Below are 15,737 nucleotides of genomic sequence, written 5' to 3'. Positions count from 1 at the left end.
GCCGCGTGATGTCCGAGGAGACACGTTTGCCCGCAGGGAATGGTGCCGTGCGCCGGCGCACACTGCTCGGCGGGATCGGTGGCGGGGTCGCCGCGACCGCCTTCCCTGGGCTGCTGGCGGCCTGCTCCGAGCCCGCGCCGCCGCCACCCGCCCCGGCCCCCGACGTGGCGGTGCTGGCCGCGGCCGTCACCGCCGAGGAACGCCTGATCGCGCTGTACGAGGCCGTGCGCGGCTCGCACGGGGGGCTGGCCGGCCGGATCGACCCGCTGCTGGCACATCACCGCGAGCACCTGTCCGTGCTCCGTGCACACCGGCGCCCCGGCACCATACCGAGCAGTCCCGCCCCGTCCCCCGTACCGCCCGCCGCGCCCGGCACGCCCGCGGCGGCGCTGGCGGCGTTGCGCGCGGCCGAGCAGGCGGCGGCGCACGAGCGGGCGGACGCGGTGCAGCGGGTCGGCCCGGGCCTGGCCCAGCTCTTCGCCAGCATCGGGGCCTGCGAGGCCGGGCACGCCGCGGCGCTGGCGGCGGCCCGGTGAACGACGCGCGCACGGTGGCCGCGTTGCAGGCGGCGCTGGCCGCGGAGCACGCCGCGGTGTACGGGTACGGGGTGCTGGGCGCCCGTTCCCAGGGCGACCAGCGGCGCCGGGCGCGCGCCCTGTGGGAGGCCCACCGGGCGGCCCGCGACCGGCTGGTGGCGCTGCTGACCGAGCGCCGCGCCGCACCGGTCGCGGCGTCCCCCGCCTACCGGTTGCCGGTACAGGTCACCTCGGCACAGGCCGGCGCGCGGCTCGGCGCGGCGCTGGAGGACGCGGTGACGACCGGCTACCTCGGCCTGGCCGGCGTCGACGAGCCCGGCCTGCGTGGGTTCGCCGCCCAGGCCATGCAGGAGGCCGTCGCCCGGTCGGTGCGCTGGCGGGGCCGCGCACCGGGGCCGGCCTTCCCCGGGCTCGGCGACGCGGCCCGCTCCCCGCTGCCCGGCCAGTGACCGAATCGTAATCATCCTCGCCCGGCGCGGAGGCGGCCCCCTGGGCACGGGCGGTTCGCCACTCGGCACCCCTGGCACCCGGACCCTCTTTGCGGTTTCGCAACCCGGCCCCGGGAATGCCTTGACCAGGCGGCGAGTTGCGCTGAGCGGGTCGACGGAAGGTGAAGCCGGTGGTGGATGTGACGGCGGTGCGGGGGCACGCCGTGGAGAAGCGTCGGCTCCACCTCTCCCCCGGGCTCTCCCCCGGATTCGTCCTCAAGCTGTCGCTGTTGCTGGTCGGGGTGGTCTCGGTCGTGCTCCTCGCCGACAAGCTGCCCGATCTCGACGCCGTCCGGGCCGCCGCCGCCCGGGCCGAGCCCGGCTGGCTGGCACTCCTCGTGCTCGCCGAACTGGGGTCGATGGGGGCGTTCGCCTGGTTGCAGCACGGGCTGCTGCGCGGCGGCGGGGTGGGCATCTCACGACGCCGGGCCTTCGCGGTGACATACGCGGGCAACGCACTGTCGACCACGCTGCCCGCCGGCCCGGCCGTCAGTGTCGTCTACACCTTCCGGCAGTGGCGCGGCGCCGGGGCCTCCGCCCAACTCGCAACAGCCGTGATCCTCATCGGCGGGGTCGTCACGTCGGTCGCCTACACGGTGGTCGCGCTGGCGGCGCTACTCGCCGAGCCCGCGTCCCGGACACCGGTCCTGCTGGGCCTCGCCGCCCTGGCGGTGGCCGCCGTCCCGCTGCTCCGGTGGCGGGGCCGGCTGCTCGGGCCGGTGCTGCGGCACCCCAGGATCGCGCCCCAGGTGGACCGGCTGCGTTCGGGCTGGGCGGCGCTGCGGCTGAGCCCGCGGGCGTGGGGGGCGCTCACGACCCTGGCCCTCGCCAACTGGCTGCTGGAGATCCTGGCGCTGTTCGCCGCGGCCCGCGCGGTCGGCCTCGACGTCCCTCCACACGTGGTCGCGCTGGCCTACTTCGCCGCCCAGGCGGCGGGCAGCGTGCTGCCGATCCTGCCCGGCGGTCTGGGCGCCGTCGAGGGGGGCATGCTCGCGGCGCTGCTGGCGTTCGGCGTCGCCGCCGCACCGGCCGGAGCCGCGATCATCCTTTACCGGCTGGTCTCGCACTGGGGTGTGCTGGCGGCCGGCTGGCTGGCCTGGCTGCTGCTGCACGGGATGCCGGAGCCGGTGCTCCGCCTCCTTCGCGCGCTGCCGCGCGCGCTGGGGACGGGGCTCGCCTCGCTCGGGGTGTTCGCGCCGTACGCGGGGACGTACCGCCGCCTCGGCTGAGGTCCCGGCCTCCGGGACGGATCCCGTGGCCCGGCCGGCCCCGCGTTAGCATCCCCGGTCGGTGCTACCTGGGAGGTGCGGTCGCCGCGATGGGCGAGGACGAGTTCCGGGCCGAGGTCCGCCGGTGGCTGGAGGAGAACCTCTCAGGCGAGTTCGCCGCCGCCCGCGGGTTGGGCGGTCCCGGCCGCGAGCACGAGGGGCACGAGATCCGCCTGGCCTGGGAACGGCATCTGGGCGCGGCCGGCTGGACCTGCCTGGGCTGGCCGGCCGAGCACGGCGGGCGGAACGCGACCCTGGAGCAGCAGGTCGCCTTCTTCGAGGAGTACGCGCGGGCCGGAGCCCCACACCGGGTGGGGCACATCGGCGAGGGGCTGATCGGCCCGACCATCATCGACTTCGGCACCGAGCGGCACAAGCGCCGCTTCCTGCCGCCGATCCGGCGCGGCGAGGAACTGTGGTGCCAGGGGTACTCGGAACCTTCGGCGGGGTCCGACCTGGCCGGGGTGCGGACCCGGGCCGAGCTCGTCGGCGACGAGTGGGTGCTGCACGGCCAGAAGGTCTGGACGTCGCTGGCGCACGTGGCCGACTGGTGCTTCGTGCTGTGCCGCACCGAGCCCGGCTCCACCCGGCACCGGGGGCTGTCCTACCTGCTGGTGCCGATGGACCAGCCGGGCGTCGAGGTGCGCCCGATCGTGCAGGCCACCGGGACCAGCGAGTTCAACGAGGTCTTCTTCGACGGCGCGAAGACCGCCGCGGACGACATCCTGGGCGCTCCCGGCGAGGGCTGGCGGGTGGCGATGGCGACGCTGGGGTACGAGCGGGGTGCCTCGACGCTGGGGCAGCAGATCCTGTTCCGCCGGGAACTCGACGAGGTGGTCGCCGCGGCCCGGCGCAGCGGCGCGAACCGGGACCCGCTGATCCGCGACCGGCTGGCCCGGGCGTGGATGGAACTGGACGTCATGCGCCTGAACGCGCTGCGCACCATGCGGTCGCTGTCGGCCGGAGAGCCCGGACCGGAGGCGTCGATCGCCAAGCTCTACTGGTCGGAATGGCACCGCAGGCTGGGCGAGCTGGCCGTCGACGTCCGGGGGGTGGCGGGTCTGGTCGCGGACGGCGCCCCCTATGACCTGTCCGACGCCCAGCGGTTGCTGCTGTTCAGCCGGTCGGACACGATCTACGCGGGGTCGAGCGAGATCCAGCGCAACATCATCGCCGAGCGCACTCTCGGCCTGCCGCGCGAGCCGCGCGGGTGAGGGCGGGACACCCGTTGAAGTGATCATGCAGATGCGCCTCGATCCGGGGTGCCACCTGCATGATCACCGTCCTCAACTCACCGCCAGGACCCGTGCGACCCGGTCGGCCGCGCCCATGACGTCGTCGGCGGTGGCGATCCGCTCCGCCCACGACCACCAGTACCACCAACCCTCCGCGCCGGCTTCGACCAGGATGTTCTCCGTCAGTGCCGATGCGTCCGGGTTCATCACGTGCAGGCTCGGCGGCTGCCCCCGGGGCACGGTGATCCGCACCCGGAAGCCGCGATTGACGAGTTCATCGCCGAGCTTTTCCAGATAATCGATCCGCGTCTGCGCCCACGCGGCTGTTCCCGTATCGTCAGGCGTCATCCTCGATCACTTCCATGAAGCGCGCGGCCCGACGGAACTCAGCATTATCGGCCATGACGTGATCTGCAAGCCGCCCGCGTAAAGTAATACATTAAATTTTGCTTGCCGTTGCTCGGATCCGCAGAGCAGACTGGGAGGGTTGCGCAGTCGCGTTTCACCACAAATCGGTGGTATACGGACCGCCGAGAGACCTCTGAGAGACCCCTGACCGAACTCCCGCACCACGATCGGAGGGAGGCCCCCGATGCCCACCCCGCACAGTCCGACCATTCGGCGTCGAAGGTTGGCCAACGAACTGCGCAGGCTACGCGAGTCCGTGGACATGACCTGCGAAGAGGTGGCGGCACGCCTGGAATGCTCGCCCTCCAAGATCTCCCGGATGGAGACCGGGCGGGTCCGCATCCACCCCCGGGACGTGCGCGACCTGCTCGCCGTGTACGAGGTGGACGGGCGGCACATGGACCATCTCGTCGCCATCGCCCGCGAGGCCCGCGAGCGCAGTTGGTGGAACAGCTACGACGGCGTGCTGTCCAAGGACTACCTCACCTACATCGGGCTGGAGGCCGCCGCCACGCGGCTGTGCACCTACGAGGCACAGATCATGCCCGGTCTGCTCCAGACCGAGGAGTACGCGCGGGCGCTGATGGACCGCGACCCCTACGCCCGCGACGTGCACGCCGCCGAGCAGTTCGTCGCGGCGCGCCTGGAACGCCAGCGCATTCTCACCTCCGAAGAGCCGGTGGAATTCTCGGCAATTCTGGATGAATCAGTCATCAGGCGGGTGGCCGGCGGCCGCCAGGGGATGCTCCACCAAGTCGAGCACCTTCTCGAAACCATGCGACTGCCCAACGTGGAGGTGCGGGTACTGCCGTTCTCATACGGCGCGCATCACGCGGTGGCGGGCGCCTTCGCGCTCCTGGAGTTCCCCGATCCCGCCGATCCGGATATCGTCTGCATAGAACATCTGCTGGGTGGTATCTGTTTCGAGAGTGAGCACGAAATCGGCCTGTACCGGCAGGTGTTCGACCATATCCACGCGGCTTCCCTCAGCCCAGACGACTCGTTTGCGCTGATCGCACGCGTGGCGGACGAACTTCGCTGATTTACTCCAACAAGGTACAGGAATGGCACCCTTTACGGTGAACATGACGCTTTGGCGCACAAGTTCGCATAGCGGACATCAGAGCAACTGCGTGGAACTGGCCCCCGCTCCGGACGCCGTCGCCGTCCGCGACAGCAGACTTCCGGCGGGCGGCGTCCTGATGTTCTCCGCCGCCCAGTGGCTCGGATTCGTGTCCCAGGTGAAGGGCGGCAGATTCGACCTGTCCCGGCACTGAACGCCCGCGCCACGGGAATGTCCGGCACGATCCATGCCGGCGATCCGGGATATCTTTCGCTGACGGGGCGACCGATCAGCGGAGAAGGTGACGGCATGACGATGTCGGATTCGGGGCGGGACGGCGCGGCCGACGACCCGTGGGCGACGCCGACCGGCGACCAAGGACCGCCCCAAGGACCGCCCCAGGGGCCGGCCCGCCGGGGGTCCGAGGTGACCCGCCAGGACCTCCCCCTGCCACCGAAACCGAACGCCCCGCCCCCGGAACCCGCCGCGGCCGACGCCACCCAGCGCATCGCTCCGCCACCGGAGCCCGGTGCGGCCGACGCCACCCAGCACCTGACACCGCCGCCGGCCGGCCCCACCGACCGGCCAACCCCGGTGCAGGGGATGCCCGCCGCGCCGTCGCCCGCACCCGGGCCGGCGGCACCCGCGTACCCGGTGCCGGTGCCACCACGGGGTGAGAACTGGCACCGCCTGCACTACCCCGTCGGGATCTTCCTCGTCGTCTACGGGCTCACCGCGCTGCTGGCCTCGCTGGTCGGCTGGTCCGACCACCGGGCCGACCTGGCGGGCTACCTGCGCGACACGGTCGGCGCGGCCGGCGCGGCCACCCCGGCGCTGGTCGCGGCCAAGGTGGTCCAGGCGGCATTGGTCCTGATCGCCCTGGCCGGGCTGGTCCGGCGGCGGGACGTGCTGTTCCTGCCGGTGCTGTTCGGCTGGAGCGCCGGGTTCGCCGTGTTCTGCGTGCTCGACCTGTGGTCGGGCCGCATGGGCAGGCTGCTGGAGCATGGCATCTACCTGGCGGTCCTGCTGGTGCTGCTGGCCGTCTCCTACGCGCTCAGCGTCAAGGTACGGGTGGGGCGCACCCCCGCCCCCGCACCCGCCGAACCCGGTGCGGCACCCGCCCCCGCCGGCATGAGCCGCACCCAGGAGATCGCGCTGGCCGCCCTCAACCGCTGGCAGCGGCAGTCCGACCAGCCGTCCGGTCCGCCACCGTCCGGTCCGCCACCGTCCGGTCCGCCCCCGGCCTGATGGCTCAGCTCACCGTCCAGGCGACCGCGGTCATCGTGCCCGGCGGCACCTCGGTGAAGCCCGCGTCCCGGACGGCCACGGTGGCGCGGCGGGCGCACTCGCGCCAGGGCGCGCCCCGGACGAGATGCACCCGGGCCCCGGCGGCGAGCCAGGCCGCCACCGCGGGCGCCGGGGCCCGGCGCAGCAGCAGGTGCGCCGCATGACCGCTCTGCGCCGCGGCCTTGCCGGTGCTCATGGCGACGTCGGGGTTGAGGGCGAGGGCCGCGTACGGCGGTTCCGGCGGCGGGGCCGGGGGGTCGGCCGCGGGCAGGTCCAGCCCGGCCACCTGGAGCTTGGCCAGCTCGGCGGGAACGTCGTCGACCGGGCCGGGGACGAACGCGCGGACCTGGGCTCCGGCGTGCTCGACCGTGACCCCCGGCAGTTCCAGCACCGCCCGCCAGCGCGCGCCGCGGGCCCGGCGGGCGACCTTGCGGATCCGACCCGACTCCCACCGGTGCACCTGCGCGGCCCACTCCCCTTCGTCCCCGCCGACCACGCGCTCGTCGGTCAGCAGCCGGACGACGGCCGCCGCCGCGGCCTCGCACACCGCGTCATGGGAGGGCGGGTCGGCCTTCTCCGCCCGTACCGCGAGTTGCATCGCCCATGGGACCTCCCCCAGCGGATCCACGACCATGGCGGCAGTATCCCAGCACCACATTCCAGCCAGGAAACCTGTGAAATTGCAATAACTCGGACAAGCCACCCGGCATCCTAGGGAAAATACGGTGATTCCACCGCTCCGCTCGGAGGTCTCGAATGGCCGTGACGGCCGGTAGGAACCCCCTCCCGGGGAGGGGGACGTTCTTCGTCGGCGTCGACGTGGCACCCGGCCGCTACATGTGCTCGGAGACCGCCGGTGGCTGGTGGATCCGGTTCACCGGTCCCGGCGGGGACAAGACCGTCCGCTCGGGCCGGCTGCCGCACGGCCCGGCCGAGGTGGTCGTCGAGGTCGGCGACTTCGCCTTCCAGACCAATGTCGGCGCTCCCTGGCGGTTACAGAATCCGGCGGCCGAGCACGTCCACGACGGGCCGGAACCGCTGCGCCGCGTGGTCGACCCGGAGCTGCCCGGCGGGGCCGAGGCGCTGCGGACGCGGCGCGCGCCGCTCCGCGAGGCCGGTCCCGCGCTGGCCGTCCTCGGCCTGCTCTGGATGTCCCTGTGGGCCTGGGCCTGGGCGGCGGCCGCCGCGCCCGTCGTCCTGGGCGCGCTCCTCCTCGTGCACATGCGCGACACCCGGCAGCGGGACCGGGTGGAACGGGCGCGCCGCGACCACTCCCTCGGTCCCGAGGACTTCGACGAGGAGGCCCGCCGGCTGATGCTCCGGGCGCAGCGGGCGATCGCGGCCGTCCGGGAGTCCGAGGTCAACCGGCAGGGGATGCTGGACTCGGTGGACAACGCCGTCACACTGCCCCGCCAGGAATGGGAGATCGCGCGCGTGCTGGCCCGCCAGGCCCGGCTGCGGCACGAGCAGGACCCCTTCCTGAGCGACACGGTCCCGCCCGAGGTCCAGGCGGCGGTGAGCTCGCTGCGGGAGAAGCTGGAGCAGTCGGTCCGGGCGGTCACCCGGCGGATCGAGGCCCTGGAGCGCTACGCCGACCACGCCCTGGCCGCGGACGAGGCGCTGCGGGCGCACCGGCAGCTCGAAACGCTGGCCGAGCGGGCGCACGAGTACGACGAGCTGGTGGCCGACACGGTCCGGGACGACCTCGCGGTGTCCGCCATCGAGCGGCTCACCGCGCAGGGCGACGAGCTCGTCCGGACGCTGCGCGGCCGGCTGGCCGAGGCCGCGGCGGCCGCCGCGGCCCTCCCGCCCGACCCGCCCTGATCAGGACCGGCGGGCGCGCAGCTCCGCGGCGGCCTTGCGGACGGCGCCCGGGTCGGCCCCGCGCAGGAGCACGTCGGCCATCCAGGCGGCGACCTGCCGCAGGTCGCCCGTGTCCAGGCCGCGGCGGGTGACCTCCTGGGTGCCGATGCGCAGCCCCCGGTCGGGCTCGCCGGGGCGCTGCCGGGGCAGGCCGATGGCGCTGAGGTAGATCCCCGCCTCGGCCAGCCGGGCCATCGCCGCCCGCCCGCCGCCCAGCCCGCTCACGTCAACCGCGACGTGGTGGGAGGCGGTGAAGCCGCGGTCCGCACCGGCCACGGTGAGACCCTCGTCGTGCAGGGCCGCCGCGAGCGTGCGCGCGCCCGCCATGCAGCGGTCGGCGTACGCGCCGCCGTCGGCCAGGATCTCCGCGGCGGTGACCGCGAGGGGGGCGAGCCGGCCGGCGTCGTAGTTGGCGGTCAAGCCGGGGAAGACGGCGGCCGAGATCCGCTCGGCCAGCGCCGGGTCGTCGGTGGCGATCGCGCCGCCGGGCGGGCCGCCGAAGGACTTGTAGGTGGAGAACGTCAACACGTCCGCGCCCTCGGCCAGCGGGCGCTGGAACCGCCCGGCGGCGACCAGCCCGGCCAGGTGCGAGGCGTCGTACACCAGGACCGCGCCGGCGGCGGCCACCGCCTCCTTGATCGCGTCCACCCGGTGCGGGAAGAGCATCATGCTGGCGCCGATGACCACCACCTTCGGCCGCTCGTGGGCCAGGAAGCCGGGCAGCGCGGCGAGGTCCACGTCGTAGGCGTCCGCGTCGTAGGGCAGGTCCGCCACCCGCAGGCCCCGCACCCCCGGGGCGCCTACCGCGTGGTGGCTGGTGTGCCCGCCGGCCCGCTCGGGCAGCACCGCGATGGTGTCGCCCGGCTCGGTGAGCGCGGTGTAGACGGCGAGGTTGGCGAGGGTGGCGCTGTGGCTGCGCACCTCGGCGAAGCGGGCGCCCATCACGCGGGCCACCAGGGTGGGGGCCAGCACCTCCAGGGTGTCGAAGTGGTCGAGCCCGGCCTGGTACTTCTCCCCCGGCCAGCCCATGCTGGGCCGTCCGGAGACCAGCGGCTCGCTCACCCGGCGCGCGGCGGGCCCGAGCACGTTGGTGCCCGCGTACAGGACGATGCCCTCGTCGTCGAACTGCCGGGCGTGCTCGTGCAGCGCGGTCTCAACGGTGGCCAGCACGCCGCCCGGCGAGAGGTCGGTCAGCCCCGCGGCAACCTCCGCGATCCGGGCCCGCGCGGCCGGTGACGCCCACGGCGCGATCTCCTGGTCCATGATCTTCCCCCTTACTTACGCCTGGAAAGCGTAAGTAAGGGGACACAACGGACGCTATGGGTGATCTTGCCAAGCTCGGTCTCAGGGGTTCACGGCTGCTCAGTCCCGGCGCGGAGTTGTACACGCGGTCACGAAACAAGGAGAAACGCAGGACACCAAGCGCTTGGTACAGGAAGTAACGTGATGTCAACGCGGCCGGGACGGGCCGCCGGACGAGCCCGGCATAATGAGGGGGTGACGACCACGAGCGCGAATTCCGGGCGGTCCACGGCCCGGGCGGGCGGCACGGGGGCGGGCCGCCGGCGCACCAAGGGATCTCCGGCTCTCGCCTCCGAACGGCGGGAGCACCTGGTGCGGCTCGCGGCCGAACTCTTCGCCAAGAAGGGCTTCCAGGCCACCACGGTGCGCAACATCGCCGAGGAGGCCGGAATCCTGTCGGGCAGCCTCTACCACCACTTCGACTCCAAGGAGTCGATCGTCGACGAGATCCTGTCGGGGTACTTCGACGAGCTCACCGCGTCCAGCCGGGCCGTGGTCGAGCGGGGCGGCGAACCGCGCGAGGTCCTCTCCGCGCTGGTCCGCATCTGCTTCGACGCCCTCGAACCGCACCGGGCCGCCGTCACGGTGCTGCAGAACGACTGGAACTACCTACGGGACATGCCCCGCTTCGGCTATCTCGGCAAGGCCGAGAACGAGGTGGAGCAGCTGTGGCTCGCCGAGATCGAGCGGGGCCGGCAGGCCGGGATCTTCCGCGCCGACATCAACGCCCGGCTGACCTACCGGATGATCCGCGACACCATCGGGGTGACCGTCCGCTGGTTCCAGCCGGGCGGCTCGTTCGACGCCGGCGACCTGGCCGACCACTACCTCAAGGTCCTCTTCGACGGCATCTGCGTCCACTGAACCCGCCCGGGCACGGTTCAGGACGGGTCCAGCTCAGCCGCGCGCCTGCGCCACACCGCGGCCTCGCCCACCCGCCCCGTCCTCGTCATCAGGTTGCCGAGGTTCACCGTCGCGTCGAAGTGGCCCTTCTCGGCGGCGCTCCGCCACCACCGCTCCGCCTCGGTCGTCCGCTCCGACTTCGCGAGCAGGATGCCGAGGCCGCACATGGCGTCGAGGTGCCCGCCGTCGGCGGCGCGCCGGTACCACCGCTCGGCCTCGGCCATCCGCTCCGACCTGCCGAGCAGGATGCCGAGGCTGTACATGGACTCGAAGTCGCCTTTCTCAGCGGCGCGCCGCCACCACTGCTCGGCCTCTTCCGCCCGTTCCGACTCGTAGAGCAGGCAGGCCAGGTTGTGCATGGCGGTGGTTTCACCACCGGTCTCGACGGCGCGGCGCAGCCATGATTCGGCCTCTTCCCTCCGGCCGGTCTCGATGAGCACGATCGCGAGGTTCCGCATGGCGCGGGAATGCCCCGCGTCGGCGGCACTCCGCAGGTACTCCTCGGCCTGCCGCAGCAGCCCCTTCTGCTTGGCCACCAGGCCGCTGTTGAAAGCGGACTCGACCCGCGTCGCCTCAGCCGCGTCACGAAACCGGCGCCGCACGCGCCCCACCCATTGCCACATCCCGGTCCCGACCCTCTCCAGGGCGCGAACGTGCGGCGGTCGCCGCCCGGCCCGCCCTGACGCTTTGCACGTTGGACGAACCCCGGTCCAGCACGGAGCACTTACCGACCCGGAAATTCGGCCCAGCGCCGACAGCCCTGGACCGGCGGTCAGTCAGACCTTAATTGGCGGCGGGCCATGGGGGACGGTCCCGGGCGACCGGCATGCAGGGCCCCATCCGAGTGGGGGCCGCCACTCGGCGCGTCCGGAAACACGGGATTCTGTACGCCGCCCGGCAGGTCCATGTACGCCAGGAGCCGTAGCAGGCCAACGGCGTGCTCCAGGTCGTGCCACAGCGCAATCAGATCGTCCCGGCGCAACAATGCGGCGATCTCCGCCGCGTCGTCACTGATCTGCCCGCAGTCGATCCGTGAGTCCTGGTCCTTCTCCGTGAGGTCGAAGATCGCGTCCAGTTGCAGGTTCCAGTAGTAGTCGTACTCGGCGTCCGCCAGGTCGAAGTCGGCGCCGTACAGGCGTTCGGCCTCGGTCAGCAGGATGTTGCACGCCTGGCGCAGCTCACCGATCGTCAGTCTCGCCCGCGTTCTCTCCACAGCGGCAATGATCTGTGGAACCCGTCCGCTTCTCATCTCCTTTTCGGCCGGCGAACGTCCCGCGCCGGAACCGTCCAAAGGGGGCGGGCGCTGCCCGCTCCTCCGCACTCGGCCGGGTGGTCCGCGGCGTTCACTGCGGGATCGCGTAGCCGGGGACGGACGGCCAGCGGACCGTCAGCACCACCGATTCCTCCTCGGCGTGCCAGGAGTGGTCCACGCCGTGGCCCCAGACCACGTAGTCGCCCTGCTCGGCCAGGAGCACGCTGCGTCCCGGCAACTCCACCCGGAACCGGCCGCTGATCAGCATCAGCAGGGCCGTGCGCGTCTCGCCGGTGACCCATCGCGTGCGCCGGTCGCCGCGCGGGTGGACACCCCACTTGATCTCCACGTCCGTGCTGTGCCGTGCGTCGCCGGCCGGCTTGAAGTGCCCGAGCAGCCAGCCGCGGTCGCCGGCGGCGTCCACGGTCGCGTTCCCCACGTACACCTGCTCCCCCACGGGGCGTGACGCTAGCAGGTGCGCTGCGGATCAGGTGGCCGCGTCACCCGGTTCCCCGGCGGGGGTCTCGCCGTCCTCGGGCAGGCCGATCGCGCGGGACCAGACCAGCGACAGCGAGTCCAGCACCTCGGTCGCGTCGAACTCCTTGCCGAGGGAGAACCAGACGTAACAGGTCTGATCCACCATCGCGCCCAGCACCTCCGCGGTCATCAACGGGTCCACGTCGGGGTCGGCGTGGCCCTCGGTCTGCATCCGCACGATGCCGCGCGCCGACATCGCGACGAACGACTCCCGCAGGGCGAGCCGCAGCCTGCGCATCTCCGGGGTGAACGTGCCGACCTGCTCGATCAGGCCGATGATGACGGCGTTCGGGCGGAACGCGTCGATGAAGCGCTGCAGGCCGTCCCGTACCCGCTGCCGGGGGCCGGCACCGGGTCGCCGGGGGGCGTGCAGACCGGCGAGCATGTCGTCGATGACGCTCTGCGCCACCTCGGCGAACACCGCGTCCTTGGAGTCGAAGTAGGTGTAGAAGGTGCCCTGGGCGACCTGTGCGGCGGCGACGATGTCGGCGACGCGGGTCTCCACGAAGCCGCGTTCTTCGAACACCCGGCGGGCCGCGGCGAGGATCTCGGTGCGCCGCTGCCGGCCCTTGGTGGTCGCCGGCCCGGCGTCACGCCGTTCGCGCTGGGTCGCCGACGGGCCGGACACCACGCGCCCCATGGGACTGCCACCGCGTGGACTCAACGCGTTCTCCTCACCGATCCCTACCGTCCCGGATCAGGGTCCGGGCCACCGAGCGGATGTGGACCTCGTCGGGACCGTCGTAGATGCGGGCGAACCGGGCCGTGCGGTACATAAAGCCGAGCGGGGTGTCGTCGGTCAGGCCGGCCGCGCCGAAGACCTGGAGGGCGCGGTCGACCACATCGTTGATCATCCGCGCTCCGAGGACCTTGATCGTCGCGATCTCGACGCGGGCCGCGTCGCCCGCGTCCAGGGCCCGCGCCGCGTCGAGCGTCAGCAGGCGGCATGCCTGGATCTGCGCGTAGGACTCGAAGACGTGCTGCTGCATGAGCTGTTTCTCGGCCAGCGGTTCGCCGAACGCGCGGCGCTCGCGCAGCCGCCCGACCATCAGTTCCAGGGCGCGCTGCGCCTGGCCGAGCCAGCGCATCGCGTGGAAGATACGGCCGGGGCCCAGCCGCTCCTGGGCGACCTGGAACCCGCGTCCCCGCTCGCCGACCAGGTTGTGGGCGGGAGTCCGCACGTCGTGGAAGGCGATCTCGTAGTGGCCGTGGTCGATCCCGAGGACGGGCAGGTCGCGGACCAGCTCGTACCCCGCGGCGTCGCGCGGCACGAGGATCAGGCTGAACGCCCGGTGCGGCGGCGCGTCCGGTGGCTCCGTGCGGCACATCACCGTGGTGAAGGCGGCGTCGCGCGCCCCGGTGATGAACCACTTGCGGCCCGAAACAACCCAGTCGTCCCCATCGAGGCGGGCCGCGGTCTCCAGCTGGGTGGGGTCCGAACTGGACACGCCGGGCTCGGTCATGGCGAAGGACGGCATCATCTCCCCGGCCACCAGCCCCGGCACGTAACGGGCGGCGGTCTCGGGCGAGGCGTGCCGGTGCAGCATCAGGGTGTCCTGGAGGGTGGCGGTGCCGAGGGCGAGCTGGCCGTACTCGCTGCGCCCCTGGATCTCGTTGACGTAGACGTAGTCCAGGAAGGACATCCCGCCCCCGCCGAGCTCGGCCGGGTGGCCGAGCGCCCACAGGCCCGCGTCCTTGGCCGCCTGCCGCAGCCGCACCAGCGTCGCCCGGGCCTCCGGGCCGCCGCGGTGCAGCACCGGCTCGGCCGGGACGACTTCGCCGTCGACGAACTCGCGCAGCCGGCCGGTCAGCTCGCGCAGATGCGGCGGGACGTCGAATCTCATTTCCGGTCCTCCTGGGCGGGGTAGGCGGGGTTGGCGACCGCGAGACGGGCGAGGACGTCGGCGAAGACGGCCTCGCGCACCCCGGTTTCGGCCTCCGGCGGGACCGTGCCGGCGCGCAGGGCGGCGGCGAGTTCCCTGTCGTCGGCGAACCCGAGGGCGGCGAGCCGCGCGGTGTGTTCGGCCTCCTGCTCCGTGCCCAGGGCCGCCTCGCGGCGGGCGACGGCCAGGACGTTGACCGCGACCCGCAGGTGGTAGGCGTGCTCGGCCGGGGTCACCGGCGCGATCACTTCGGTGAGGAACTCCTGGACGGCCTCCAGCAGCTCGTCCAGGGTCGGCCGTCCGTGCAGTCCGGTCATGAGATCAGCCCCAGCAGGTCGTACTCGGTCTCGCACACCCGCCGCCCGATCGCGGCCAGTTCCACCGAGCGCGCCACGCCGTCCAGGTGGGTGCGCGCCTGCCGCTGGCAGATCAACCCCCATTTGAGCATTCCGAGCACCTCCCACCAGTGGAAACGCGCCGGGTCGGGCGGCGTGCCCGCCGCGGCCTCGTACGCGGCGAGCAGGTCGGCGCGGTCGCCCATGCCGCCGACCTCGCCGGAACCCCGGAACCGCCACGGCCGCAGCGTCAGCCAGGCCAGGTCCTCGGCCGGGTCGCCCAGGTGCGCCATCTCCCAGTCGAGCACGGCGCGCACCCCGTCCGGCCCCATGATCAGGTTGCCGAGCCGGAAGTCGCCGTGGACCACGGCCGGCGGGACGGGAGCGGGGCGGTTGCGCCGCAGCCAGCCGATCGCCAGCTCGAACGCGGGCAGCGGGTCGCCGATCCGGTCGATCCACGAGACGACGTGGTCGAGCTGGTCACCGGCGTCCAGCGGCGGCAGCGCCGCCCGGGGTGTGCGGTGCAGGGCGGCGAGGATGCGCCCGCATTCGGCGGCGAACCCCCGTCGTGTCCCGGCGAAGGCGGGGTCCCGCAGCACCGTCCGGGGCAGTGTGGTGCCTTCCACGTGCGCGGCCAGCGCGAAGGGCGCGCCCAGCGCGGCGGGGGCGGAGTCGTAGGCGACGACCTCGGCGACAGGAACGCCCTCCCCCGCCGCCGCGCGAACCAGCGCGGTCTGCGTGGCGACGTCGATGGTGCCGTCTGGGGCGCCCTCCCGGTCGAGTTGGAGGACCATCCTCCGCTCCGTGCCGCCGCTGCGCACCGTGAGCTCGAAGGTGTGCCGGGACGCGCCCATGGACACCGGGTGCAGCCTCGTCACCTCGGCCGCCTCGTCGCCGAGGGCCCGCCGCAGGACGGCGCGGAGGGCGCCGCGATCCACGCTCACCGCCGTCCGGCCGGGCCGTGGGCGTCGAAGCCGCCGCGTTCGCGCACCTCGCCCGCCGGCCCGGGTCGGCCTCCCGGTGGTCCGTTGCGCCCGGCGGCCGGAGTCCTGACGGCATCGGCGTTCGGGGCCGCCTCGGGCATACCGCCTCCAAAACTGGAATTGACGTCAGCGTCACGTTAATTTCGGGGCCGCGGGGTGTCAACGAGCCCTGCTCCGCCCGCGATCGGCACCAGCCGTGATGAGCCCAGGGCCGGCCGCCGGAGTCCGCTGGCGGACGAGACGCCTTCCCGGCGCGCGCCCCGGGGCGCGCTTCGCCAAGGCGATGGACCGGCTCCAGCCACTCCTCCTCGACTGGACGGCACGCGAGCGAAGCCGCCCGGCAAGGCGGCGCCACGCAATCGGTTCCAATTGATCCGCGTGGCTTGATCCCGTT

The 15,737-nt window shown here is 73.2% G+C and carries 19 protein-coding genes; 9 read left to right on the top strand and 10 right to left on the bottom strand.

The window, feature by feature from the left end; all coding sequences use genetic code 11:
- Nucleotides 1-47: 47 nt before the first annotated feature.
- The 4 genes from DPM19_RS36505 (at nt 48) to DPM19_RS26880 (ending at nt 3,506) form a co-directional block, all read left to right on the top strand.
- Entirely contained in the window at nt 48-536 is a 489-nt protein-coding gene (locus tag DPM19_RS36505) for a hypothetical protein (protein ID WP_233510778.1), read from the top strand.
- Nucleotides 533-985, top strand: a complete 453-nt coding sequence (locus DPM19_RS36500; protein WP_233510777.1) for a ferritin-like domain-containing protein — start codon at nt 533-535, stop codon at nt 983-985. Before DPM19_RS36505 ends, DPM19_RS36500 begins: the two co-directional genes overlap by 4 nt.
- Nucleotides 986-1,155: 170 nt before the next feature.
- Nucleotides 1,156-2,253 (top strand): lysylphosphatidylglycerol synthase transmembrane domain-containing protein, encoded by a 1,098-nt coding sequence (locus tag DPM19_RS26885; RefSeq protein ID WP_158566908.1) that lies wholly within the window; start codon nt 1,156-1,158, stop codon nt 2,251-2,253.
- Nucleotides 2,254-2,342: 89 nt separating this feature from the next.
- The gene (locus DPM19_RS26880; protein ID WP_111870843.1) at nt 2,343-3,506 is read left to right on the top strand and encodes an acyl-CoA dehydrogenase family protein; all 1,164 of its coding nucleotides are present in this window, start codon (nt 2,343-2,345) and stop codon (nt 3,504-3,506) included.
- Between the two features lie 72 nt (nt 3,507-3,578).
- Here the strand turns inward: DPM19_RS26880 and DPM19_RS26875 are convergent, their stop codons facing one another.
- On the bottom strand, nt 3,579-3,875 hold the full coding sequence (locus DPM19_RS26875; protein WP_111870842.1) for a hypothetical protein: 297 nt from the start codon (nt 3,873-3,875) through the stop codon (nt 3,579-3,581).
- A 283-nt stretch (nt 3,876-4,158) separates the two neighbouring features.
- Here DPM19_RS26875 and DPM19_RS26870 point away from each other — a divergent pair, with 283 nt between their 5' ends.
- From DPM19_RS26870 to DPM19_RS26860, 3 genes are all read left to right on the top strand, one after another.
- Nucleotides 4,159-4,977: a helix-turn-helix domain-containing protein gene (locus DPM19_RS26870; protein WP_199485303.1), complete on the top strand. Its 819-nt coding sequence runs from the start codon at nt 4,159-4,161 to the stop codon at nt 4,975-4,977.
- A gap of 22 nt (nt 4,978-4,999) precedes the next feature.
- Nucleotides 5,000-5,212, top strand: a complete 213-nt coding sequence (locus DPM19_RS26865) for a DUF397 domain-containing protein (RefSeq protein ID WP_111870840.1) — start codon at nt 5,000-5,002, stop codon at nt 5,210-5,212.
- A 95-nt stretch (nt 5,213-5,307) separates the two neighbouring features.
- Entirely contained in the window at nt 5,308-6,246 is a 939-nt protein-coding gene (locus DPM19_RS26860; RefSeq protein ID WP_146779009.1) for a hypothetical protein, read from the top strand.
- Nucleotides 6,247-6,250: 4 nt separating this feature from the next.
- Here DPM19_RS26860 and DPM19_RS26855 read toward each other — a convergent pair whose 3' ends face one another.
- Entirely contained in the window at nt 6,251-6,919 is a 669-nt protein-coding gene (locus tag DPM19_RS26855) for a peptidyl-tRNA hydrolase (RefSeq protein WP_233510775.1), read from the bottom strand.
- A gap of 122 nt (nt 6,920-7,041) precedes the next feature.
- On the opposite strand from DPM19_RS26855, the gene DPM19_RS26850 reads away from it, so the two are divergent.
- Entirely contained in the window at nt 7,042-8,109 is a 1,068-nt protein-coding gene (locus tag DPM19_RS26850; protein ID WP_111870838.1) for a hypothetical protein, read from the top strand.
- Here DPM19_RS26850 and DPM19_RS26845 read toward each other — a convergent pair whose 3' ends face one another.
- Entirely contained in the window at nt 8,110-9,411 is a 1,302-nt protein-coding gene (locus DPM19_RS26845) for a serine hydroxymethyltransferase (protein WP_111870837.1), read from the bottom strand. It abuts the gene before it with no gap.
- Nucleotides 9,412-9,645: 234 nt separating this feature from the next.
- On the opposite strand from DPM19_RS26845, the gene DPM19_RS26840 reads away from it, so the two are divergent.
- Nucleotides 9,646-10,314 carry a TetR/AcrR family transcriptional regulator gene (locus DPM19_RS26840; RefSeq protein WP_233510774.1) on the top strand — a complete coding sequence of 223 codons (669 nt, stop codon included), beginning with the start codon at nt 9,646-9,648 and terminating at the stop codon, nt 10,312-10,314.
- A 17-nt stretch (nt 10,315-10,331) separates the two neighbouring features.
- On the opposite strand, the gene DPM19_RS26835 is transcribed toward DPM19_RS26840, so the two are convergent.
- The 7 genes from DPM19_RS26835 to DPM19_RS26805 all read right to left on the bottom strand — a co-directional run bounded on the left by DPM19_RS26835 (nt 10,332) and on the right by DPM19_RS26805 (nt 15,304).
- Nucleotides 10,332-10,955 (bottom strand): tetratricopeptide repeat protein, encoded by a 624-nt coding sequence (locus DPM19_RS26835; RefSeq protein ID WP_158566907.1) that lies wholly within the window; start codon nt 10,953-10,955, stop codon nt 10,332-10,334.
- Nucleotides 10,956-11,125: 170 nt separating this feature from the next.
- Nucleotides 11,126-11,566: a hypothetical protein gene (locus DPM19_RS26830; RefSeq protein WP_199485302.1), complete on the bottom strand. Its 441-nt coding sequence runs from the start codon at nt 11,564-11,566 to the stop codon at nt 11,126-11,128.
- Nucleotides 11,567-11,696: 130 nt separating this feature from the next.
- On the bottom strand, nt 11,697-12,062 hold the full coding sequence (locus DPM19_RS26825) for a cupin domain-containing protein (protein ID WP_111870834.1): 366 nt from the start codon (nt 12,060-12,062) through the stop codon (nt 11,697-11,699).
- Between the two features lie 30 nt (nt 12,063-12,092).
- Nucleotides 12,093-12,782, bottom strand: coding sequence for a TetR/AcrR family transcriptional regulator (locus DPM19_RS26820; protein ID WP_199485301.1), 690 nt, complete (start codon nt 12,780-12,782; stop codon nt 12,093-12,095).
- Between the two features lie 34 nt (nt 12,783-12,816).
- A complete protein-coding gene (locus DPM19_RS26815) occupies nt 12,817-13,986 on the bottom strand; it encodes an acyl-CoA dehydrogenase family protein (protein WP_111870832.1) in 1,170 nt (389 codons plus the stop codon).
- Nucleotides 13,983-14,342 (bottom strand): DUF6285 domain-containing protein, encoded by a 360-nt coding sequence (locus DPM19_RS26810; RefSeq protein WP_111870831.1) that lies wholly within the window; start codon nt 14,340-14,342, stop codon nt 13,983-13,985. Before DPM19_RS26810 ends, DPM19_RS26815 begins: the two co-directional genes overlap by 4 nt.
- Nucleotides 14,339-15,304, bottom strand: a complete 966-nt coding sequence (locus tag DPM19_RS26805) for a phosphotransferase family protein (RefSeq protein WP_233510773.1) — start codon at nt 15,302-15,304, stop codon at nt 14,339-14,341. Before DPM19_RS26805 ends, DPM19_RS26810 begins: the two co-directional genes overlap by 4 nt.
- Between the last annotated feature and the right edge of the window lie 433 nt (nt 15,305-15,737).

This window comes from Actinomadura craniellae, assembly GCF_003289645.1.
Classification (GTDB): domain Bacteria; phylum Actinomycetota; class Actinomycetes; order Streptosporangiales; family Streptosporangiaceae; genus Actinomadura_D; species Actinomadura_D craniellae.
The sequence above is the reverse complement of the archived record's forward strand: the minus strand, read 5'-3'. Positions and strand labels throughout refer to the sequence as shown.